The organism is Pseudomonas frigoris (assembly GCF_047758635.1).
Lineage (GTDB): Bacteria > Pseudomonadota > Gammaproteobacteria > Pseudomonadales > Pseudomonadaceae > Aquipseudomonas > Aquipseudomonas frigoris.
On sequence record NZ_CP180479.1, the window covers coordinates 5,630,195 to 5,651,115 of the forward strand.

Here is a 20,921-nt window from a genome sequence, read left to right on the forward strand (position 1 = left end):
GAGGCGCAGCAAAGCGCCCGTCTGTCGCCTTGCCGTCTTCGGCTGGAGGCGTCACAAATACCGAGGTTAGACATGTCCACCACTCCTGCGCCGGCCAATCCAAAGGTTGGCTTCGTATCCCTGGGTTGCCCCAAAGCACTGGTCGACTCCGAGCGCATCCTTACCCAGCTGCGCATGGAAGGCTATGACGTTGTGTCCACTTATCAGGACGCTGACGTCGTGGTGGTCAATACCTGCGGCTTCATCGACTCGGCCAAGGCTGAATCTTTGGAAGTGATCGGCGAAGCCATCAAGGAAAACGGCAAGGTCATCGTGACCGGCTGCATGGGCGTCGAAGAAGGCAACATTCGCAAGGTGCATCCAAGTGTGCTGGCCGTGACCGGTCCGCAGCAATACGAGCAAGTGGTCAACGCCGTGCACGACGCCGTGCCGCCGCGTCAGGATCACAACCCGCTGATCGACCTGGTGCCGCCGCAAGGCATCAAGCTGACCCCGCGCCACTACGCCTACCTGAAGATTTCCGAAGGCTGCAACCACAGCTGCAGCTTCTGCATCATCCCGTCGATGCGCGGCAAACTGGTCAGCCGTCCGGTCGGCGACGTGCTCGACGAAGCCCAGCGCCTGGTCAAGGCCGGCGTCAAAGAGCTGTTGGTGATCTCGCAAGACACCAGCGCTTACGGTGTCGACGTGAAATACCGCACCGGTTTCTGGAACGGCGCGCCGGTGAAAACCCGCATGACCGAACTCTGCGAAGCCCTGAGCACCCTCGGCGTCTGGGTTCGTCTGCACTATGTTTACCCGTACCCGCACGTCGACGAGCTGATTCCGCTGATGGCCGCCGGGAAAATCCTGCCGTACCTGGACATCCCCTTCCAGCACGCCAGCCCGAAAGTCCTGAAAGCGATGAAACGCCCGGCCTTCGAAGACAAGACCCTGGCGCGCATCAAGAACTGGCGCGAAATCTGCCCGGACCTGATCATCCGTTCGACCTTCATCGTCGGCTTCCCCGGCGAAACCGAAGAAGACTTCCAGTACCTGCTGAACTGGCTGACCGAAGCCCAACTGGACCGCGTCGGCTGCTTCCAGTACTCGCCGGTCGAAGGCGCACCGGCCAACCTGCTGGACGCGGCCATCGTGCCGGACGACGTCAAGCAAGACCGCTGGGATCGCTTCATGGCGCACCAGCAAGCGATCAGTTCGGCTCGTCTGCAAATGCGCGTTGGCCGTGAAATCGAAGTATTGGTCGACGAAGTCGACGAGCAAGGTGCAGTCGGCCGCTGCTTCTTCGATGCCCCGGAAATCGACGGCAATGTGTTCATCGACAACGGCAGCAACCTCAAACCAGGCGATAAAGTCTGGTGCAAAGTGACCGACGCCGACGAATACGACCTGTGGGCTGAACAGATCTAAACGCAAAAAATACGAAAAGCCCTGCTCTCTTGACGAGATGCGGGGCTTTTTTACGTCTATCGTTTTGTAGGAGAAAGGATTCGCATCATCAACTGCAAAAGGGGCAGCCGGCCATGCGCCAACATTCGGTCATCCACACGCCGAAACAGAGCGACTACGAAGAACTCACTCAGGTCTGGGAAGCCTCGGTGCGCGCCACCCATGACTTTCTGCCGGACAGCTACATTGAACTGCTGAAGAACCTGGTGCTGACGCGCTACCTCGATGCGGTGATGCTGATCTGCACCAAAGACCCGCGCCAGCGCATCACCGGGTTCGCCGGGATCGCAGCGGGCAAGATCGAAATGCTTTTCATCGACCCTGCTCACCGCGGTCAGGGCCTGGGCAAGCAGTTGCTACGCTATGCGATGGAACACCTGAATGCCGACGAACTGGACGTCAACGAACAGAACCCGCAGGCGCTGGGGTTCTACTTCAAGCAAGGCTTTGAGGTGATCGGTCGCTCGGAAGTCGATGGCATGGGCCAGCCTTATCCGCTGCTGCATATGCGTTTGCGTCGGGCACAACAATTGACACGCAATGGCTGACACAACATCGAACAATGTGGGAGCGGGCTTGCTCGCGAATGCAGTGTGTCATTCAACAGATAAATTGACTGATCTACCGCATTCGCGAGCAAGCCCGCTCCCATATTAAAAGCAAATGCGGCAAATGGAGCCGGGATTAACCGGCGCCACGCAGGTACAATGCCCACCCCTTTTTTGTTACGGCCCTGTCATGACTGACCCGATTCGTCTCTCCAAACGCCTCATCGAACTCGTCGGCTGTTCCCGTCGGGAGGCTGAGCTGTTCATCGAGGGCGGCTGGGTCACCGTGGACGGTGAAGTCATCGACGAGCCGCAGTTCAAGGTCGAGAACCAGAAAGTCGAGCTTGATCCAGAAGCCAAGGCCACGGCGCCGGAACCGGTGACCATCCTGCTGAACGTGCCCGTGGGCATGGATGCGGAAACGGCCATGGCAACGATCAGCGCCGAGACCTTGAGCGAAGAACACCGCTTCAGCAAACGTCCGCTCAAGGGCCACTTCCTGCGGCTGACCGCCAGCACCGACCTGCAGGCCAACGCCAGCGGTCTTTTGGTGTTCACCCAGGACTGGAAGATCCTGCGCAAACTCACTGCCGACTCCGCCAAGATCGAGCAAGAGTATGTGGTCGAAGTTGAAGGTGACATGGTGGCTCACGGCCTCAACCGCCTGAACCACGGCCTGACCTACAAGGGCAAGGAACTGCCGCCGGTCAAAGCCAGCTGGCAGAACGAAAACCGCCTGCGTTTTGCGATGAAGAACCCACAACCGGGCGTCATCGCCCTGTTCTGCCAGGCCGTAGGCCTGAAGGTCGTCGCCATCCGCCGCATCCGCATTGGCGGCGTGTCCATCGGCAAAGTGCCGTTGGGGCAATGGCGCTACCTGTCCGGCAAAGAGAAGTTCTAAGACTTTTCACGCCGCCATACATTTTGGCGCCGCTGTTTATGCGGCGCCCACTGCTGAATATCAGGACTGCACACCATGATTCATAACGACGTACTGCGCAGCGTGCGCTACATGCTCGACATCAGCGACAAGAAAGTCATCGAGATCATCAAGCTCGGCGGCATGGACGTGGCCCTGGAAGACCTGGTGACGTACCTCGACAAGAAAGAGGAAGACGAGGAAGGCTTCGTACGCTGCCCGGATGAAGTCATTGCGCATTTCCTCGATGGCCTGGTGATCTTCAAGCGCGGCAAGGACGAAAGCCGTCCGCCACAGCCGATCGAAGTGCCGGTGACCAACAACATCATCCTGAAGAAACTGCGTGTGGCTTTCGAACTGAAAGAAGACGACATGCACGCCATCCTCAAGGCCTCCGAGTTCCCGGTGTCCAAGCCTGAGCTGAGCGCGCTGTTCCGCAAGTTCGGCCACACCAACTACCGCCCGTGCGGCGACCAGTTGCTGCGCAACTTCCTCAAGGGCCTGACCCTGCGCGTTCGCCCGCAATAACGTGCGAGACGGATCTACTGTGTAGGAGCTGTCGAGAGCAACGAGGCTGCGATCTTTTGACTTTGATTTTAAAAAACAAGATCAAAAGATCGCAGCCTCGTTGCACTCGACAGCTCCTACAAGACCGTATAAACCCTCATTCCTCGCAAAAATAGTGGCTCCGCTTCCCGCGGCTGACGACTAGGGTGTATTGACCCTCCGCTCTCAGGATTCGCCATGCACCCGTATTTTTCCCTGCAAGGCCGCACCGCTCTGGTGACCGGCGGCACCCGCGGTATCGGCAAAATGATCGCCAAGGCTTTTGTCGAGGCTGGCGCCACCGTATACGTCTGCGCCCGGGATGCCGAAGCCTGTCAGCAAACGGCCGATGAATTGAGCGCATTCGGTCGTTGCCACGGAGTGGCGGCCAACCTGGCCACCGAAGAAGGCGTACTTGAGCTGGCTACGCGACTGGGCGAGCAGATCACTCATCTGGATATTCTGGTGAACAACGCCGGCACTACGTGGGGTGCGCCGCTGGAGAGCTACCCGGTCAAGGGCTGGGAAAAGGTCATGCAGCTGAACGTGACCTCGGTGTTCAACTGCATTCAGCAGTTTTTGCCGCTGCTGCGCAAGGCCGGTTCGGCAGCGAATCCGGCGCGAATTATCAATATCGGTTCAGTAGCGGGAATTTCATCTTTTGGCGAGCAGGCATATGCCTACGGACCGAGTAAGGCGGCCCTGCATCAACTGTCACGGATTCTGGCGCGGGAGCTGGTGAGCCAGCACATCAACATCAACGTCATCGCACCGGGGCGTTTTCCGAGCAAGATGACTCAGCACATTGGCAATGATGAGCAGGCGTTGGCCGACGACACGGCGTTGATTCCAATGAAACGCTGGGGCCGGGAGGAAGAGATGGCGGCGCTGGCGATCAGTCTGGCGAGTACGGCCGGGGCCTACATGACCGGCAATATCATCCCTTTGGATGGCGGGTTCAGTCTCTAAAGTCGGCGGTGCGGCCATCGCGAGAAAGCTCGCTCCCACATTTGACCGCGTTTCCCTGTGGGAGCGAGCTTGCTCGCGATGACGGATAGACAGGCACCACCGGTCCGACGGTCGCTCGGGTTATCATGCCCGCCCTCACCCCGCCTCGACCCCAGACCATGACCTACAGCGTCTCCCCCATCGGCTTTGTGCGCTCCTGCTTCAAGGAGAAGTTCGCCATCCCGCGCCAGCCACAACTGGCCCCGGCCGCTCGCGGCGTACTGGAACTGGTGGCGCCGTTCGATCAGGGCGATGCGGTGCAAGGTCTGGAACAGGTCAGCCACGTGTGGCTGCTGTTCCTGTTTCATCAGGCACTGGAAGAAAAGCCACGGCTGAAAGTCCGCCCTCCTCGCCTCGGCGGTAACAAATCCATGGGCGTGTTCGCCACCCGCGCGACGCATCGCCCCAATGGCATCGGCCAGTCAGTGGTCAAACTGGACAAGGTTGAAGCCAATCGCCTGTGGATATCCGGCATCGACCTGCTGGACGGCACACCGATTCTCGACATCAAACCCTACGTGCCTTACGCCGACATCATCGATACGGCCTCCAACAGCATCGCCAGCGCTGCGCCGCAGCTGATTCCCGTGCAGTGGACGGACTCAGCGCTGCAACAGGCTCACAGCCATGCTCAGCGCCTTGAAGAACCGCTGGTGGCGCTGATCGAGCAATGCCTGGCACAAGACCCACGTCCGGCGTATCAGATTCCTACACCCGAACGGGAATACGGCGCGCAGTTCTGGGACCTGGACGTACGTTGGCATTACCCCGAGGCGGGTGTAATTCGCGTCCTTGAAGTCATTCCCGCCTCCAACCTGTAGGAGCTGTCGAGTGAAACGAGGCTGCGATCTTTTGATGTTGCTTTTAAAAAACAAGATCAAAAGATCGCAGCCTCGTTTCACTCGACAGCTCCTACAAGGTTTGCATTGGGCATAAAAAAGCCCCCATTGCCTGCACAGGCAATGGGGGCTTTTCAGTGATGCGGTGTGCTTACTTCTCGACGAACGCTCGCTCGATCAGGTAATCACCCGGCTCGCGCATCCGCGGCGACACTTTCAGGCCGAAGCTGTTCAACACTTCGCTGGTCTCGTCGAGCATGCTCGGGCTGCCGCACAGCATGGCGCGGTCGTCCTGCGGGTTGATCGGTGGCAGACCGATGTCGCTGAACAGCTTGCCGCTGCGCATCAGGTCGGTCAGGCGACCTTCGTTCTCGAACGGCTCACGGGTCACAGTCGGGTAGTAGATCAACTTGTCACGCAAGGCCTCGCCGAAGAACTCGTTCTGCGGCAAGTGCTCGGTGATGAACTCGCGGTAAGCGACTTCGTTGACGTAACGCACGCCGTGGCACAGGATCACTTTTTCGAAACGCTCGTAGGTTTCCGGGTCCTGGATGACGCTCATGAACGGCGCCAGACCGGTACCGGTGCTGAGCAGGTACAAATGTTTGCCAGGCTTCAAGTCATCCAGCACCAGCGTGCCGGTAGGCTTCTTGCTGATGATGATTTCGTCGCCTTCCTTCAGATGCTGCAGCTGGGAAGTCAGCGGGCCATCAGGCACCTTGATGCTGAAGAACTCGAGATGCTCTTCCCAGTTCGGGCTGGCAATCGAGTAAGCGCGCATGAGCGGCCGGCCGTTGGGCTGTTGCAGGCCGATCATCACGAACTGACCGTTCTCGAAGCGCAGGCCCGGATCGCGGGTGCACTTGAAGCTGAACAGAGTGTCGTTCCAGTGGTGAACACTGAGGACACGCTCGTGGTTCATGTTGCTCATGTACGTGGGACTCCTGGAGATTGTCTGCGCATGCTCTGCGCCTGCTCTGCGAAAAATGAGCTGCTGTGCGCAATTGCATCGCATTCTAATGGCAGCCACAATATCTGTTAACTGGATTATTAAGATAAGGGTTATCGGTTATATAGATATGCGATTTACTCTCCGTCAACTTCAAGTATTCGTCGCCGTCGCCCAGCAGGAAAGCGTATCCCGTGCTGCGGGTCTGCTCAACCTCTCGCAATCGGCGGCGAGCACCTCGATCACCGAGCTAGAGCGTCAGTCCAGCTGTCAGCTGTTCGACCGCGCCGGCAAACGGCTGAGCCTCAACGCCCTCGGCAAACAGCTGCTGCCGCAAGCGGTGGCGCTGCTCGACCAGTCCAAAGAAATCGAAGACTTGCTCAATGGCAAGTCGGGATTCGGCTCTCTGGCGGTCGGCGCGACACTGACCATCGGCAATTACCTGGCCACCTTGCTGATCGGCAGCTTCATGCAGCGCCATCCGGAAAGCCAGGTGAAGCTGCACGTGCAGAACACTGCCAACATTGTGCAGCAGGTCGCCCACTATGAAATTGATCTGGGTCTAATCGAAGGCGACTGTAGTCATCCAGACATAGAAGTGCAGAGCTGGGTCGAGGATGAATTGGTGGTGTTCTGCGCGCCCCAGCATCCACTGGCCAAGCGCGGCACGGCGACCATGGAAGAGCTGACCCACGAGGCCTGGATTCTGCGTGAACAGGGCTCTGGCACGCGTCTGACCTTTGACCAAGCCATGCGTCACCATCGCAGCTCGCTGAATATCCGACTGGAACTGGAACACACCGAAGCGATCAAGCGTGCGGTGGAGTCCGGATTGGGGATTGGCTGCATTTCTCGCCTGGCACTGCGCGATGCATTCCGCCGCGGCAGCCTGGTGCCCGTGGAGACGCCGGATCTGGATCTGGCGCGGCAGTTCTATTTCATCTGGCACAAACAGAAATATCAGACGTCGGCGATGCGTGAATTCCTCGACCTGTGCCGCGCTTTCACCGCCGGGGTTCAGCGCAGCGACGAGATCGTTCTGCCCACCATCGCTTAAAGCAGGATGACCGCCCAGACCAGCGCGATCATGCTCAAGGCTACAAACTGAGCGGCGCTGCCCATGTCCTTGGCGTTCTTGGACAACGGGTGCAATTCAAGGGAAATGCGGTCGATGGCCGCTTCCACTGCCGAATTGAGCAATTCGACAATCAACGCCAACAGGCAGACTGCAATCAACAACGCCTGCTCGACACGACTGACGTTCAGGAAGAACGACAGCGGGATCAATATGACGTTGAGCAACACCAGTTGCCGAAAGGCCGCTTCGCCGGTGAAGGCTGCACGCAGACCGTCCAGCGAATAGCCGGAGGCGTTGAGGATGCGTTTTAGGCCGGTTTGGCCTTTGAAAGGTGACATAAAGTAGGCAACTGACCAAAAAATGAAGTGGGAAGGCTAGATTAAGCACAGTCAAAAAAGCGTGAACGCGCCGCGCCTTATTAGTTCGAAATTGACTCAAGTTGTTGCAAAAGCAACGCCGCCTGGGTCCGGGTCCGCACATTCAGCTTGCGAAAAATCGCCGTCACATGGGCCTTGATCGTCGCTTCGGAAACGCTCAGCTCGTAGGCAATTTGCTTATTCAACAAGCCTTCACAGACCATGGTCAGGACACGAAACTGCTGAGGCGTCAGGCTCGCAAGGCCTTCGCTCGCGGCCTTGGCTTCGGCGGAAACGCTGATCGCCTCGAACGCCTGGCGCGGCCAGAACACATCACCATCGAGCACCGCGCGTACGGCTTTCTGGATGACGCTCAGATCACTGGACTTGGGGATGAAGCCACTGGCGCCGAACTCACGGGACTTGACCATGATCGAGGCTTCTTCCTGGGCCGACACCATGACCACCGGAATCTGCGGATACTGACCGCGCAGCAGCACCAGCCCTGAAAAACCGTAGGCCCCCGGCATGTTCAGGTCCAGCAGCACCAGATCCCAGTCGGACTTCTCGTCCAGACGGGTTTCCAGCTCGGCAATGCTTGCCACTTCCACCAGACGGACTTCCGGGCCCAGACCCAGGGTCAACGCTTGATGCAGGGCGCTACGAAAAAGAGGGTGGTCATCGGCAATCAGGATTTCGTATGTGGCCATTTTTCAAATGATCCTGTTTTTCAAACAACTCGAGGTACAGCCACGGAGCTGTACCAACAGGGCACGTTCAACGCCAATCACGTGGCTATCCACGTAAAGAATACGGCGTATCAAACTTTGGCCGCGCCCTAATCGGCGCCAAGCATGCCCAGCGAAGCCGGGGTGGTCAAGGTGCATGGCCAGTACAGTTCTTTGCAGTATGGGCGACAATCAGCGCGTGACAGGGGCGCCGATTTACACAAAAGGCATCAGCTCGGCGTGTGCCGGTGTTGAAACATTCATTTCAAGCTGATGTTTGGCATCGAGGTAATGTTGGCTGAACACGTCGAAATAAGCGTCCAGTGCCGACGCAGCCTCGGTATCCCCCGCCAGATCGAGACACAACGCCGCCACTTCGGCTGTGCATAAATGCTCGCTGCGGGTCGATCGGCGTAACCGGTACCGCGACAACTTCTCGGGCAACAGGCTCAGGATCGGAAGCCGATCAAAGTAGGGGCTTTTGCGGAAAATCTTCCGGGCTTCTGTCCAGGTGGCATCCAGCAGAATGAACAGCGGACGCTTCGAATTATCGGCATCGACGCTGTTTGTAACACGTTCGGGTTCGACGTACTCACCCGGAAACACCAGATAAGGTTGCCATTGCGGGTCGGCCAGCAGCGCCAGCAATTGCTCATCAACCTCCGTACGCGACCAGATGAATGCATGGTTGTCGCGCACCACATCGGCGATCAGCCAACCGGTGTTGCTCGGCTTGAACACTTCCTTGTTGGTCATGATCAGGCACACGCCAGAGCGGGCCTCGACTTGCGGGCGCCAGGCGCACAGACAGTGACTCTCGATCACGCGGCAGGCTCGGCAACGCGGTGCCCTCCAGCCTCGGGCCTGAATCGGCTTGATGCCCTCTTCCTCTCGCTCATCGCGCAAGCGGGCGACTGCGTTGGCAGCAAAGCGTGGGGTTGCAGGGTTCATCGCAGGCAACGCCGGCAGGGGAAGAAAATCGACACGAAAAACACTCGGCAGGGCAGAAAGTAGCGGCAGTTTATCAGAGCAGCCGGCGCAAGCCTGTACCGCCCAGGCCTCGTCCCCTATAATTCGCCGCCACTGAACGCACAGTCATGTGACGGGTCGAACCACCAGTCACTGAACCAGGAGAGTTTCATGCTGCGCCTTATCGTTCCCACCGCTGCCATTTTGCTGGCGTCGTCCTTCAGCGCTCAGGCTGCTTCCTTGAGTGAGCAGAATCTCAACAGAGAGCTGCGAAACGTCGCCACACAAAGCAGTGTTGGTACTCCACGGGCGATCAACGAAGACATTCTTGATCAGGGCTACACCGTCGAAGGCAACACGCTGATCAACCATCTAAGCGTACAAAGCAGCCACGCCAACAAGATGCGTGCCGACCCGAAAGCCGTGTATTTCCAGCTTGGCGCCTCTGTATGCAACAACCCATCGTTCCGCAAACTGATGGCCAAGGGCGCGGTCATGCGTTACGACTTCACTGAGGTGAAGACCAACCGCTCAGTCGGCTCGGCCAGCTATCAGGAATCGGACTGCCCGAAAGCGGCTCCGGCCAAGAAGAAGTAATCATCGGGAAGTGGCGCGCCGCTGCTCATCCTCGGCGCGCAGTTCTGCCAACAACGCCTGCAAATAACGTGAACGTCGGTCGGCCCCCTCCAGACGCCGGCAGCACTCTTCTTCGAGACTCAAATGATTGGTCTCGGCTGATGATTTCAGCAATCGATACAGTTGCGTATCGATCTCCAGAATGACTCTGGTCATAGCTTCCCGCCTCCCTGCACCTCGCCCTTGCTTGAGCGAAAAATCCTTGAACCGCTTGTACCGTGCGTCCTGCCTTTGACGCAACAAAGTTGTCGTGCCATGCCTGTAATTTAGTAAATCAGACTGTCAGACACTCGCCTTGCGTTCAGACGAGCGGTGAAAGCACCTTGCAAATCGCCAATAAGCGGTTGCCAGGAAAGACTTTGCGGCGCAATGATCAAATCAGCGGAAATCTCCGCGAGGGTCTAGATTCATAGTGTTCACGTTCAATTTTCAGGGCAGGAAAGGGCTGCCCATTGCACGTCTTGTAGTGCGAATGTTTCCTTCATCCAAGGGAAAAACAGAGCCTGTATGGAAGGAGAAGTTGATGCCTTACCAACCGAATGACCTCCTGAGCCGTCATTTTGAAGAAAGCGGCCACGACCTCATCAGCAAGGTCGAAGAGCAACTCAACCTGGTTTCACCCAACAGCCCGAACATCCCGATCTACCGCGACATGATCCTGACCGTGCTGCGCATGGCCCAGGAAGATCACAACCGCTGGAATGCCAAGATCACCCTTCAAGCCCTGCGTGAACTGGAGCACGCTTTCCGTGTTCTGGAGCAATTCAGGGGGCGCCGCAAGGTCACCGTTTTTGGCTCGGCCCGAACACCGATAGAACATCCTTTATACGGTCTGGCCCGGGAACTTGGCGCCGCGCTGGCGCGCTCAGACCTGATGGTCATCACCGGTGCCGGTGGCGGCATCATGGCGGCGGCCCACGAAGGTGCTGGCCTGGCACACAGCCTGGGATTCAATATCACCCTGCCTTTCGAGCAACATGCCAATCCCACCGTGAATGGCACCACCAACCTGCTGCCCTTCCACTTCTTCTTCACCCGCAAGCTGTTCTTCGTCAAGGAAGCTGATGCGCTGGTCTTGTGCCCTGGCGGTTTCGGTACCCTGGATGAAGCGCTGGAAGTGCTGACACTGATCCAGACTGGCAAAAGCCCGCTGGTGCCCGTGATATTGCTGGACGCTCCCGGCGGCAAATTCTGGCAAGGTGCGTTGGACTTCATCCACCATCAACTGGAGGAGAATCGCTACATCCTGCCGACCGATATGAAACTCGTCAGTCTGGTCTACAGCGCGGAAGAGGCGGTGGAGCAGATCAACCAGTTCTACAGCAACTTCCACTCCAGCCGCTGGCTCAAGCATCAATTCGTGATCCGCATGAATCACAAGCTCAGCGACCAGGCGCTCGAACACATGCAGGAGGCATTTGCCGACCTGTGTCTGAGCGATCACTTCCATCAACACGCCTACAGCGGAGAGGAACACGACGAACCGCAGTTCAGCCACCTTGCACGACTCGCCTTCACCTTCAACGCCCGTGATCATGGACGCCTGCGGGAACTGGTGGACTACATCAACCTGCCGGAAAACTGGGCGCAATCCCAACCCCAGGCGCAACAGCGCACTCGGGAACCGTCCAAGGTTACGTAGATAAAAAAACGGCCCGCTATCGAAATAGCGAGCCGTCAGTCAATCGTCCATCCCTCGGCCGCTGAACAAGCGGCTGATCATTTCCATGGAATATCCCCGATAACTCAGGAACCTGCCCTGTTTGGCACGTTCCCGGGCGTCTATCGGTAAATGCCCGGAAAACTTTCGCCGCCAGGTGTCTTCCAGTTGTTCCTGCCAGTTGATACCGCTCTCGCGCAAAGCAAGTTCGATGTCGGTACGTTGCAGGCCGCGCTGGCTCAACTCTTCACGAATACGCAAAGGGCCATAACCGGAACGGGACCGGTAGGAAACAAAGCTTTCGAGATAACGGGATTCGGACAGCAGGCCTTCTTCCGTCAAACGGTCGAGTGCCGTGTCGATCATTTCAGGGAGGGCGCCGCGTTGACGCAGTTTACGCGTCAACTCGACTCGACCGTGCTCGCGTCGCGCGAGCAGGTCCATTGCGGTTCGCCGCACCGCGACGAGTGTATCGAGTACGGCGGTCATCGGATCAATCAGATATCAGCGTCAGCCAGGTCATCAGCCGTCTCTTTGACTGGCGATGCTTTAACGTCCGGCGCTGGAGTCAGCAACTTGTCACGCAGTTGCTTTTCGAGCTTGGCGGCGATTTCCGGATTGTCTGCCAGGAACTTGGCCGAGTTAGCCTTGCCCTGACCGATCTTGGTGCCTTCATAGGCATACCAGGCGCCGGACTTCTCAACGAAACCGTGCAGAACACCTAGGTCGATCATCTCGCCATTGAGATAGATACCCTTGCCGTAAAGAATCTGGAACTCGGCCTGACGGAACGGCGAAGCCACCTTGTTCTTCACAACCTTGACGCGGGTTTCGCTACCGACAACCTCGTCACCTTCTTTCACCGCGCCGGTACGGCGGATATCCAGACGAACCGAAGCGTAGAACTTCAGCGCGTTACCACCGGTGGTGGTTTCCGGGCTGCCGAACATCACGCCGATTTTCATACGGATCTGGTTGATGAAGATAACCAGGCAGTTGGCGTTCTTGATGTTACCGGTGATTTTACGCAGCGCCTGGGACATCAGACGGGCTTGCAGGCCCACGTGCATGTCACCCATTTCGCCTTCGATTTCAGCCTTTGGAACCAGAGCCGCCACGGAGTCGACGATGATCACGTCAACCGCGTTGGAACGCACCAGCATGTCGGTGATTTCCAGGGCTTGCTCGCCGGTATCCGGCTGCGAAACCAGCAGGTCGTCGACGTTGACGCCCAGTTTGCCGGCGTACTCAGGGTCGAGGGCATGCTCGGCGTCGACGAATGCGCAGGTCGCGCCGGCTTTTTGAGCCTGGGCGATCACCGACAGTGTCAGCGTGGTTTTACCGGAGGATTCAGGACCGTAGATTTCAACGATACGGCCTTTTGGCAGACCGCCAATGCCGAGCGCGATGTCCAGACCCAGAGAGCCAGTGGAGATAGCCGGGATCGCCTGACGGTCCTGATCGCCCATACGCATTACGGCACCCTTGCCGAATTGACGTTCGATCTGACCCAGGGCCGCAGCCAAGGCTTTCTTCTTGTTGTCGTCCATTAAAGTCCTCACGTAATCAATAAGGCCTGACGGCCAACACCTGTATAAGTAGCCAGTATTATTCCACAGCGTTTCAGGATCGCCTACCCCTGATTTGAGATTTCTCCTGCGGCATGGCGCAGCAGCCCCTCTAGCGCGGCCTTCACCGTTTGTCGGCGGACCTCGTCACGGCTGCCGGGAAAGTACTGCACCTCGCTGAACACCTGTTCTCCAACGCCCCAGGCCAGCCACACGGTGCCCACCGGTTTGCTCGGCGAACCGCCATCCGGTCCCGCCACACCGCTGACCGCCACGGCAAATCGCGCCCGGCTTTTCTCCTGCGCGCCGCGGACCATGGCCTCGACCACCTCGCGACTGACCGCCCCCACCGTCGCAAACAACTCGACCGGGACATTCAATTGCTCGGTTTTCTGGCGATTGGAATAGGTGACATAACCAGCCTCGAACCACGCCGAACTCCCCGGAACCCGGGTGATCGCCTCGCTGATCCCGCCGCCGGTACAGGACTCGGCGGCAGTGACGTGGGCATTGAGAACCTGCAAGCGCCTGCCAAGTTCAGCGGCCAGTTGGGTGATTTCTTTCACGGTCATCTCCTGAGCAAGCGGAATGAGAACTACCGTACACGAGCGGATAGCGCTTGCAAGGCGCAGGATCGATCAAAATGTTAGCGAGCGAGGGCTCTGATATAAGCCTGACAGGCCTGCAAGGCAATCAGTCCGCGGTCGCCGGCGTCGGTGATGGCGACAATTCGTTGAGCATGCGCCGGGTCAAGTCGGGCGCGCGCTGCTCCATGATCCACGCGGCTGGCTCCGGAGGCGGTTGGCACTGCACAGACAGAGGCAGCGTCATGGGCATCGAGGAGGACTGACAGGCGCACATCAGCAGTGGCAAGACGATCGCGCAGGCGACCTTGATCACGTTGGGCATCGCTAAGCGCTCGGTAGTGGGTTTGTTCGCTGGTCGAAAGACGCTGCTCCAGTGCCAGGCGCTTGTCCTGCTCGGTCTGTTGCTGCGTTGCGGCTGCCAGCGTCAGTTGATTCAGAGTCTCAGCTTGCACGCTGGTCAGCTCCGCCAGTTGCCGGCCATAACGCCAATCCTGAAACCGCCAGGCCAGCGCCGCCGAGCCACCGCCCAACACAGCCAGAAACACAACAACACCAATGACGCGGTAAGACATCGGGATCAAACCGAAGGCTGGCATAACACCGCCCTCGCCCGCGCCCAGAGTTGCAAACGGTCTTGCAGCCCGTTCAGGCCGCCGTTGATGCGGCGGGTGATGCTGTTGAACTGGTCGCGGTCGGCCAGTTCGTTGAAGCCATTTTGCTCCCAGAACCACGCGGCCGATTCGGCGGCCCATTGGGGTTGTTCCAGCAGTTCCGGCAGCGACAGAAGGCGTTCATCGCCAAACAAATCGAGACTGCATAGGCGATAGTTGCTGTGGCCGGTGATTTGGATCAGGCCGCGCCCCCGATATTTTTGACCGTCGCCGTCGGGCTCCGGTGTATTTCCCAAGCGCGCAGCCAGTGCGCCAATGTCGTACTTGCTCAAGTATTGATCGCTCCCCAACTCACGCACGTATTGCAACTGCCCCGATTCGTGACCGACTTGCGCGAGGAAGGCGGCGATACGTTTTGGGGTGTTGATGTTGCGGTGAGACATGGCTGTGTTCAGGGCGGAAATGAAAACGCCCGCTTGGGAGCGAGCGCTGGGCATAACGATCTGTAGTTGTTGCTGCGTAACTGTCATATAGCCCCCAGGCCCTGGAGAGTGTCTGGTTCGTGTCAAAGATATCCAGCCAGCCAAAGTGGCGCACTGGGTCGATGCTCGCTGAAAGGAAAGAATGACCCTTGCGGCCAATCCCGAAGTGCACGGCGATAGGCCTGCAATTCGGCGTATTGATCGGTGGTCAATGTCGTGCCGCCACCGTCCTCCAGTTCGTCCCTGTCGCGGACGACCATACTGTCCGTGGCCGATAGCTGGCTATCACGCCAAAGACGCTCGGCCTTCGCTGCTTCCTCCGGCACAAGAGGCGGTGTATCCACAAGAACGGGATAGCCATTATCGGCCCGTACAGAAATCATTTTCGGGGTTACAGCCAACTGTTGGAGTAACGAAATCCAATAAGCCTGGGGGATTTCAATGACATCGGAAGGGATATCCGACGCATTGATTCCAGGAACATAAACACCACAGGTACTTGCGCTAAACAAAACATTGAACGCGTTCATTCAATAACCCTTTGCAAAGTAGTTCACGCTCCACCCCGCGTGTACCTGACCGGAAAAATTCCGGGCTTTCAGGCGGCAGCCCTGTTTGGTCCCGGTGCCCACAACCAGGATGACCATCGCCCCGTCGCCGCCCACATGGGTGGCGACGAGCGAAGAAAAAGCCGTCGGGAACGAGATCGGGAAAGTGATATAGACATCGCCATTGGCATCCGTGGTGCCAACGCCCCATTGTTCAATGTTGCCACTGGGATACTTCTGGTAACCGACGTTGCCATAGACGCCGGAGAAGGACGAAGCGTACTTGTCGCTGACCGAGCCCCCATACAGGCGCCACTCGCTACTCAGTTTGATGAAGTGCGCGGAGTCACCGACGCCGAGCTTGACCGGCCCAAACGTGCTGTTACAGGTCTTGATGACTTCGGCGCCAGCCGGGTTGATGGTCAGCACGCCGTTTCCGGCGTTGATGACATGGATTGTGCTGGCATGGGCAAGTCCATTGATGGACGGCAACGTCGCCGTGTTCGGCGTGGCGCTGGCAAAACTCGCCACCCCGCTGGGGACACTATTGGGATAGTCCACGGTATATCCTTCCGTTGGTATTTTGCAGGCAGCCGTGTGCTGGCAACACAAGACTGCACTTCCAGTTATCAATAAGTTTCAGAGTTTATACGGTTACGACACTGACAGGTGAAGCCGGCCAGTCAATGATCAGCGGGAAGTCCGGTTGCTGTTCAATGTTCATCAACTTGAGCGTATAGCGTTTCCACTCTTGCAGAGTGGCCAGTTGAACATTGGTGGCCTCACCTAGTTCATAAGCGTATTGCAGCGGCGCGACGCGAATAACAATCTCACGCAGACGATTGTCTCGCTCGGCGTTGACTTGAGCGGTTTTGCCTGTTCGTTCGGCAGCCAAGTCCAGCTCCCAGTCATCATTCAGCCAAACATAATATTCGCCGGGGCGAGGCTTGACGGTCAGATAGTCAGGCAACGGGCCCAACTCGTACCAGAATTGAAGGCCACCTGTGTCTTTGCGATACACCGGGCGGTTGCGCAAATCGATCAGTTGCGAAGCGGCACCGTTACGCCATACCCATACATAACCCGTTTCGGCGGCCGGCAATGCTTCCGGCAACTCTATGGCATTGCCTGGCAGGACAACGCCCATACCGGGGATCTCCGGCAACTCCACCGGACCGACCAATTCCTGCGTTGTTTCATAAACATAGTAATAAACCATAAACACCTCTATTGAAAAATCTTGAGCATCCATTAAAAACGCAGACCAACGTTAATTTCAGATGAGTTTTATTCTGCCTGGGTAGGTGACATTTCGTGGACGCGTTTCTATACCGCCGGTAACTTCGGTAAAACCAAGACTGCTAGGACCTTGATTGAATAGAGCATCGAGAGCGACTGACCCGGCACCTGAGGGAACACCCAACATGTCGCTTTTTAGTTCATGTCTGTGTGACTTCAATATATCAACTTGCCAACTACCAGCCATTCGACCTGGGTCAACACTGCGACCTTCGTCAACAACCCTCGGGGTACTGACTTGCAGCGTTTCGAGGTCGATGCCGGCAGCCACGCGACCGGCGAGGGTTGGGCAGTGATCACGCAGTTGGGTAATTAGGGGGGGTGATCTTCATGGTTTTTCACCAAGCAATACCCCCCTTGTTGGCGGGTTTGAGTGAAAGGTACTGGCCTTGGGAAACCCGCGTCCTTGCGGGTCGGATGCCGGTCGGCACCGCTGCTCGCCGTTCCATTGGGCTTTGTGTTCAGTGGTCCTGGCGGGTATCTCGCGGCGGAACTTCGCAAACGCCAATCCGCTTGGCCGCCCAGCGCTCATAAAGGCCAATGGCAACGTCTGCCCCGGCCATCGCCGTCAGGCAACCGAACGCGCAAGCTGTCCAGATCGACACGCCGGCGGCATAGAGCAGCATGATTGCCGAGACCCCGCAGACCATGCAGGCCCCGGATCGCAAGGCCAGACGCCGCAGCAATGACCAGCCGCGGGCGCCCTCCTTGTCGGCGCGCCACATTTCGCCGGACACCCCGCCCACCAAGGCGAGGACGATGACGAGCCAGATCGGCATGTCCAGCAACGCTTGTTGCTCGTTTGTCATGTCACGCCTCCTGGGGGTGATTGATGAGCGGTATGTGTGTGTGTGTCTTTCAAACGGTGTCTCTTGAGTTGCCTGAGGGTAGGTAGGCATTCCAAAAAGCCCGGCGCTAACCGCAATGCTGTTCACTTAAGCGGAGCAGCCTTGCGGTTAACCGGATACCGGGTTTTAGACATCTTCACCGCCCTAGGCCTCGCAGGCCTGGGGCGTTTTACTATGAAGAGCACACCAATGCTGCCGCGAAGCTCGTCCAGGCGTCTTGGCGTGTGTGAGGGCGAGACCGCTCCGGCCATGACCACTAGATGGCTGGCGATGTGCTGACAGGCAAACTTGAAACTCACCTCGCTGGGAGCCCGCTTATGAGCTACAGCCGCCTGACTGGCTTCTCGACGCACTACGTTATAAGCCAGTAACAGCCCCCATAATTCTTGATACACCAGATCTACAGTCTTGCTGCGAAGGGTCAAGGCATTGTCTTGCATTGAGCTTTTGATATCCCTGAAACCCAGTTCGATTTCCCATCGCTCGTGATAAAGGGTGGCGACCTGCTCAGCGCTAAAGTGCGAGGCTGGCAGGGAGGTGAAGACGGTTTTTTCTTTCCCGGCGACCTCGTAGGTGACCGCCCGTACTTGCCAGTACTCAGGCAACAGTGGGTTCTTTTTACGCGCTTGCTGCGAGACCTTCATCTGGACTAGGTAATCACCATCGCCGTAGTGTTCAATTTCCGTGCGAACAGTGCCCTTGCGCTCCGGGATCATCCAATGCCGGTTTTTTTCAGTACTTTGGATACTCAACAATAGGTCCGCACTGAAAAACCCTTTGTCCAGCAGGGTCACTGAGTGGTGGGTATGCTCTCGATGAAGTCCTTGGCCAGCGGGATCTCCCCTTTGCGGTAAGGGCTGATGGCCGCGTTGGCGATGATATGAGAACGGGCGTTCATCAACGCAACAAGGCGCAGCACCGGATAAGGGGTTTGACGATCGGAGGAGGTATTGCCGGAGCCAAAATGGTCCCGCAATGACGACGTTTCCGGGGTTCGAAACAAGACACCGTCGACGGCAAAGACTTGAAGACCGTGCCAGTCATCTTGCGGGTAGCGCTCGTATCCCCAGACATTGGCGCACTGTTGAAATAACCAAGCGACAGGCTGATTCCCCAGACGCTGGCGCGCCTGCGACAACCCGCTTTTGGCTAACAGCACCTCATTAGCAAGACCGTCGGCACAAATATTCAGTCGGCGAGCGACCTCGACTATTGGCTCACCTCTGAAAAGTGCCATCCCGACTACCAGCCAAAGGACTACGTCAGAAGGCAAGCGCCGACGTCGGATCGTGGCTTTATCCGCCAGAGCGGCCGCCGCGGTAATCCAATTATGAGGAATATGATCGGTGAACACCTCAAGGCGAGAGAGCGGTTGCTCAGCAAAATCCAAAACCGCGCTTAAATCCTGAGTAACAGACATAAAAAATCCGGAATCCTTATCAGATTCCGGATTTTCCTGCTGCCTGAGGATTAGTCAACAATCCTTAAGTGAACAGCATTGCGCACAAGGCGGGCTTTTCAGTAATGCGGTCCCGTCTCTGGGTTTGACTGTCCTGGCGAATTACCAGGGCGCTACCGGCCAGTTGATCGTGGACGGATAGCCGGGTTGATTTTTTACCTCGCTGACGGCAACAACGTATTGCTTGTAAGCAAGCAATACCGCTTCATCTGCAGGAGTGGCGAGGCCGAGATCTACCTTGTATTGCAAGGGGTTGAACATCAGCCAACGAGCAGCTTCATCAAACCGCTTTTGCATGCGACCAGAGGTAAGAATGAGATACTCCTCATGAGTCGGCTCAGCGAAGACCCATCCCCTATCAAAAAAATACTCAGCCTTCCATCCCACTTGAGCAGTAGTGTCACCTGTTACATCAAGCCATGAACCAGTCACTCCATCTGGCTGGGTAGTGGGCATGGCTTCTTCAGTGTCCAACACCTGAATAACGATTAAATAGGTGGTTTTATAGGCTGTCTCTATGAGTACATAACGGTTCATTCTGTTGTCCTTATGATTGATTCTGAACACACGATGATCTTCCGTTCTGCCCACCTGCCGGCGCGTTGATAACGTCAGGTAGGCATTCCAAAAAAAAAGCCCGGCGCTTGCCGGGCTTCTCAGTAATGCGGTCCTTCGCCTTCCTTTAATCCTGCGTCAAAAAGGAAGCTGACTTTTCGGCGCTACTGGCGCGGTACGGATCGATTCAAATTGTTTTTCCGACCGCGGTCCCTGCCCGCCGGATAACTGCTTTTGGTGCTTTACGCTGCACACCCGGGTCAGTTGCCAACCCTCTGAACCGTTGAGGCCGGTTCATCGCTGCCTTGTGGTGGAACTAAAGTGCTTCGTTTCGAGCTGCTTTGTTGAGCGGCTTGAGACAAAGAATATGCATGGATGCATATACAGTCAATGCATTAATGCATTTATTTATGCGTTTGAAATGCATAGGCGCATGAAAGTCCCGTAGGCAAAGGCGCTGGCCGCTTTTCGGCAGGCGAAAAAAAACCCGCTCGGTGGCGGGTTTTATCTGACAGCGGTGAGGTTATCGGGCGTACATGCCCCACCAGAAGACGTGACCGAGGATGACAATCTGCTCTTCCTGGATTTCCTGGAAGGTGTAGTCCTCGTCCGGATGTTCATCGCGATTGAAGCTGCGCAGGCGTATCCCGGTAGGCAGGCGATAAAGCTGTTTCACCCGCAGCTGGCCGTTATGGTTAATGGCATAAAGGTCGCCATCCACGATATCGCCGATCCCGCACTTGCCGGCATTAACGCCGACGGTGGCGCCGTCGCGCAGTACCGGCAACATACTGTTGCCGCGCACCGTCACGCATTTGGCCTGGTCGAACTGCACGCCGTTGTGGCGCAGACTCCGCTTGCCGAAGCGCAGGCTAGAGCGTTCGCTCTCTTCGATGACGAACCTTCCTGATCCTGCAGCCAATTCAACCTCGCGAAGAAAGGGGACTGATACCTCGTCATCATCGACGGGCGTATCGTCGTCCCACAGACTTATGTCCTTGAGTTCCGAATGCAATTGATCGCGCCCGGTGCTGGCTGCCGGCGCGACATCCGCACGGCCCCGCAACTGGTCGGTGCTCACGGCGAAGTACTCGGCGATCTTCGAGATGTGTTTATCCGAGGGATCGACGATCTTCCCGCCGAGGATCCGCGAGAGAGTGGATTGAGGCACGCCGGTGCGACGGTGAAGCTCCGTGGGGGAGATCCCGTGCTGATCGAGCAGCGCTCTTAAGACGGTAGAAACATTGCGTTTTTGCATAAAGCGCATAGTGCTTGTTCT

At 57.3% G+C, this 20,921-nt stretch carries 26 protein-coding genes and 1 pseudogene; 10 read left to right on the top strand and 17 right to left on the bottom strand.

Annotated elements, in window-relative coordinates; all coding sequences use genetic code 11:
- The first annotated feature begins 72 nt into the window (after positions 1-72).
- The 6 genes from rimO to tsaA all read left to right on the top strand — a co-directional run bounded on the left by rimO (position 73) and on the right by tsaA (position 5,291).
- Positions 73-1,410, top strand: coding sequence for a 30S ribosomal protein S12 methylthiotransferase RimO (rimO, locus tag ACMXYH_RS25915; RefSeq protein WP_064676142.1), 1,338 nt, complete (start codon positions 73-75; stop codon positions 1,408-1,410).
- 113 nt (positions 1,411-1,523) lie between these two features.
- Positions 1,524-1,997: a GNAT family N-acetyltransferase gene (locus ACMXYH_RS25920; protein WP_129441707.1), complete on the top strand. Its 474-nt coding sequence runs from the start codon at positions 1,524-1,526 to the stop codon at positions 1,995-1,997.
- A 190-nt stretch (positions 1,998-2,187) separates the two neighbouring features.
- Positions 2,188-2,898: an rRNA pseudouridine synthase gene (locus tag ACMXYH_RS25925; protein ID WP_008153970.1), complete on the top strand. Its 711-nt coding sequence runs from the start codon at positions 2,188-2,190 to the stop codon at positions 2,896-2,898.
- A 75-nt stretch (positions 2,899-2,973) separates the two neighbouring features.
- Positions 2,974-3,444 carry a DUF1456 family protein gene (locus ACMXYH_RS25930; RefSeq protein ID WP_008153972.1) on the top strand — a complete coding sequence of 157 codons (471 nt, stop codon included), beginning with the start codon at positions 2,974-2,976 and terminating at the stop codon, positions 3,442-3,444.
- A gap of 216 nt (positions 3,445-3,660) precedes the next feature.
- The gene (locus tag ACMXYH_RS25935) at positions 3,661-4,431 is read left to right on the top strand and encodes an SDR family oxidoreductase (RefSeq protein WP_415765391.1); all 771 of its coding nucleotides are present in this window, start codon (positions 3,661-3,663) and stop codon (positions 4,429-4,431) included.
- A gap of 158 nt (positions 4,432-4,589) precedes the next feature.
- Positions 4,590-5,291, top strand: a complete 702-nt coding sequence (gene tsaA / locus ACMXYH_RS25940; RefSeq protein ID WP_129445120.1) for a tRNA (N6-threonylcarbamoyladenosine(37)-N6)-methyltransferase TrmO — start codon at positions 4,590-4,592, stop codon at positions 5,289-5,291.
- A gap of 169 nt (positions 5,292-5,460) precedes the next feature.
- Here tsaA and fpr read toward each other — a convergent pair whose 3' ends face one another.
- A complete protein-coding gene (gene fpr / locus ACMXYH_RS25945) occupies positions 5,461-6,240 on the bottom strand; it encodes a ferredoxin-NADP reductase (RefSeq protein ID WP_003443014.1) in 780 nt (259 codons plus the stop codon).
- Positions 6,241-6,388: 148 nt separating this feature from the next.
- On the opposite strand from fpr, the gene ACMXYH_RS25950 reads away from it, so the two are divergent.
- Entirely contained in the window at positions 6,389-7,315 is a 927-nt protein-coding gene (locus ACMXYH_RS25950; protein ID WP_008153977.1) for a LysR family transcriptional regulator, read from the top strand.
- Here ACMXYH_RS25950 and ACMXYH_RS25955 read toward each other — a convergent pair.
- The 3 genes from ACMXYH_RS25955 to ACMXYH_RS25965 form a co-directional block, all read right to left on the bottom strand.
- Entirely contained in the window at positions 7,312-7,674 is a 363-nt protein-coding gene (locus ACMXYH_RS25955; protein WP_008010143.1) for a diacylglycerol kinase, read from the bottom strand. The genes ACMXYH_RS25950 and ACMXYH_RS25955 overlap by 4 nt on opposite strands.
- Positions 7,675-7,754: 80 nt before the next feature.
- Positions 7,755-8,402: a response regulator transcription factor ErdR gene (gene erdR / locus ACMXYH_RS25960; RefSeq protein ID WP_415765392.1), complete on the bottom strand. Its 648-nt coding sequence runs from the start codon at positions 8,400-8,402 to the stop codon at positions 7,755-7,757.
- A 234-nt stretch (positions 8,403-8,636) separates the two neighbouring features.
- Positions 8,637-9,371 carry a tRNA-uridine aminocarboxypropyltransferase gene (locus tag ACMXYH_RS25965; protein WP_129441701.1) on the bottom strand — a complete coding sequence of 245 codons (735 nt, stop codon included), beginning with the start codon at positions 9,369-9,371 and terminating at the stop codon, positions 8,637-8,639.
- A 189-nt stretch (positions 9,372-9,560) separates the two neighbouring features.
- Here ACMXYH_RS25965 and ACMXYH_RS25970 point away from each other — a divergent pair, with 189 nt between their 5' ends.
- Positions 9,561-9,986 carry a PA3611 family quorum-sensing-regulated virulence factor gene (locus ACMXYH_RS25970; RefSeq protein ID WP_008153984.1) on the top strand — a complete coding sequence of 142 codons (426 nt, stop codon included), beginning with the start codon at positions 9,561-9,563 and terminating at the stop codon, positions 9,984-9,986.
- On the opposite strand, the gene ACMXYH_RS25975 is transcribed toward ACMXYH_RS25970, so the two are convergent.
- On the bottom strand, positions 9,987-10,181 hold the full coding sequence (locus ACMXYH_RS25975; RefSeq protein WP_123365876.1) for a hypothetical protein: 195 nt from the start codon (positions 10,179-10,181) through the stop codon (positions 9,987-9,989).
- 367 nt (positions 10,182-10,548) lie between these two features.
- On the opposite strand from ACMXYH_RS25975, the gene ACMXYH_RS25980 reads away from it, so the two are divergent.
- Positions 10,549-11,667 carry a TIGR00730 family Rossman fold protein gene (locus ACMXYH_RS25980; protein ID WP_129441697.1) on the top strand — a complete coding sequence of 373 codons (1,119 nt, stop codon included), beginning with the start codon at positions 10,549-10,551 and terminating at the stop codon, positions 11,665-11,667.
- Between the two features lie 39 nt (positions 11,668-11,706).
- Here the strand turns inward: ACMXYH_RS25980 and recX are convergent, their stop codons facing one another.
- The 8 genes from recX to ACMXYH_RS26020 form a co-directional block, all read right to left on the bottom strand.
- A complete protein-coding gene (gene recX, locus ACMXYH_RS25985) occupies positions 11,707-12,174 on the bottom strand; it encodes a recombination regulator RecX (protein WP_046046277.1) in 468 nt (155 codons plus the stop codon).
- 8 nt (positions 12,175-12,182) lie between these two features.
- A complete protein-coding gene (gene recA, locus ACMXYH_RS25990) occupies positions 12,183-13,235 on the bottom strand; it encodes a recombinase RecA (protein ID WP_007907270.1) in 1,053 nt (350 codons plus the stop codon).
- An 83-nt stretch (positions 13,236-13,318) separates the two neighbouring features.
- A complete protein-coding gene (locus ACMXYH_RS25995; RefSeq protein WP_415765394.1) occupies positions 13,319-13,819 on the bottom strand; it encodes a CinA family protein in 501 nt (166 codons plus the stop codon).
- An 80-nt stretch (positions 13,820-13,899) separates the two neighbouring features.
- A complete protein-coding gene (locus ACMXYH_RS26000; RefSeq protein ID WP_415765395.1) occupies positions 13,900-14,436 on the bottom strand; it encodes a lysis system i-spanin subunit Rz in 537 nt (178 codons plus the stop codon).
- On the bottom strand, positions 14,418-14,981 hold the full coding sequence (locus ACMXYH_RS26005; RefSeq protein WP_415765397.1) for a glycoside hydrolase family 19 protein: 564 nt from the start codon (positions 14,979-14,981) through the stop codon (positions 14,418-14,420). The genes ACMXYH_RS26000 and ACMXYH_RS26005 overlap by 19 nt, the downstream gene beginning before the upstream one ends.
- Before the next feature lie 35 nt (positions 14,982-15,016).
- Positions 15,017-15,463: a phage tail assembly chaperone gene (locus ACMXYH_RS26010; RefSeq protein WP_415765398.1), complete on the bottom strand. Its 447-nt coding sequence runs from the start codon at positions 15,461-15,463 to the stop codon at positions 15,017-15,019.
- Positions 15,464-16,042 (bottom strand): gp53-like domain-containing protein, encoded by a 579-nt coding sequence (locus tag ACMXYH_RS26015; protein WP_415765399.1) that lies wholly within the window; start codon positions 16,040-16,042, stop codon positions 15,464-15,466.
- An 85-nt stretch (positions 16,043-16,127) separates the two neighbouring features.
- Positions 16,128-16,733 carry a tail fiber assembly protein gene (locus tag ACMXYH_RS26020; protein ID WP_415765400.1) on the bottom strand — a complete coding sequence of 202 codons (606 nt, stop codon included), beginning with the start codon at positions 16,731-16,733 and terminating at the stop codon, positions 16,128-16,130.
- Positions 16,734-16,949: 216 nt separating this feature from the next.
- On the opposite strand from ACMXYH_RS26020, the gene ACMXYH_RS26025 reads away from it, so the two are divergent.
- On the top strand, positions 16,950-17,096 hold the full coding sequence (locus tag ACMXYH_RS26025) for a hypothetical protein (RefSeq protein WP_415765401.1): 147 nt from the start codon (positions 16,950-16,952) through the stop codon (positions 17,094-17,096).
- A gap of 145 nt (positions 17,097-17,241) precedes the next feature.
- Here ACMXYH_RS26025 and ACMXYH_RS26030 read toward each other — a convergent pair whose 3' ends face one another.
- The 4 genes and pseudogenes from ACMXYH_RS26030 to ACMXYH_RS26045 form a co-directional block, all read right to left on the bottom strand.
- On the bottom strand, positions 17,242-17,589 hold the full coding sequence (locus tag ACMXYH_RS26030; RefSeq protein ID WP_056739181.1) for a phage holin family protein: 348 nt from the start codon (positions 17,587-17,589) through the stop codon (positions 17,242-17,244).
- A 122-nt stretch (positions 17,590-17,711) separates the two neighbouring features.
- Positions 17,712-19,048: pseudogene (locus ACMXYH_RS26035) on the bottom strand (IS4 family transposase).
- Between the two features lie 141 nt (positions 19,049-19,189).
- Complete coding sequence (locus ACMXYH_RS26040) at positions 19,190-19,624, bottom strand: tail fiber assembly protein (protein ID WP_415765402.1); 435 nt, start codon at positions 19,622-19,624, stop codon at positions 19,190-19,192.
- A 541-nt stretch (positions 19,625-20,165) separates the two neighbouring features.
- Entirely contained in the window at positions 20,166-20,900 is a 735-nt protein-coding gene (locus tag ACMXYH_RS26045; protein WP_134418891.1) for an XRE family transcriptional regulator, read from the bottom strand.
- Positions 20,901-20,921: the final 21 nt, after the last annotated feature.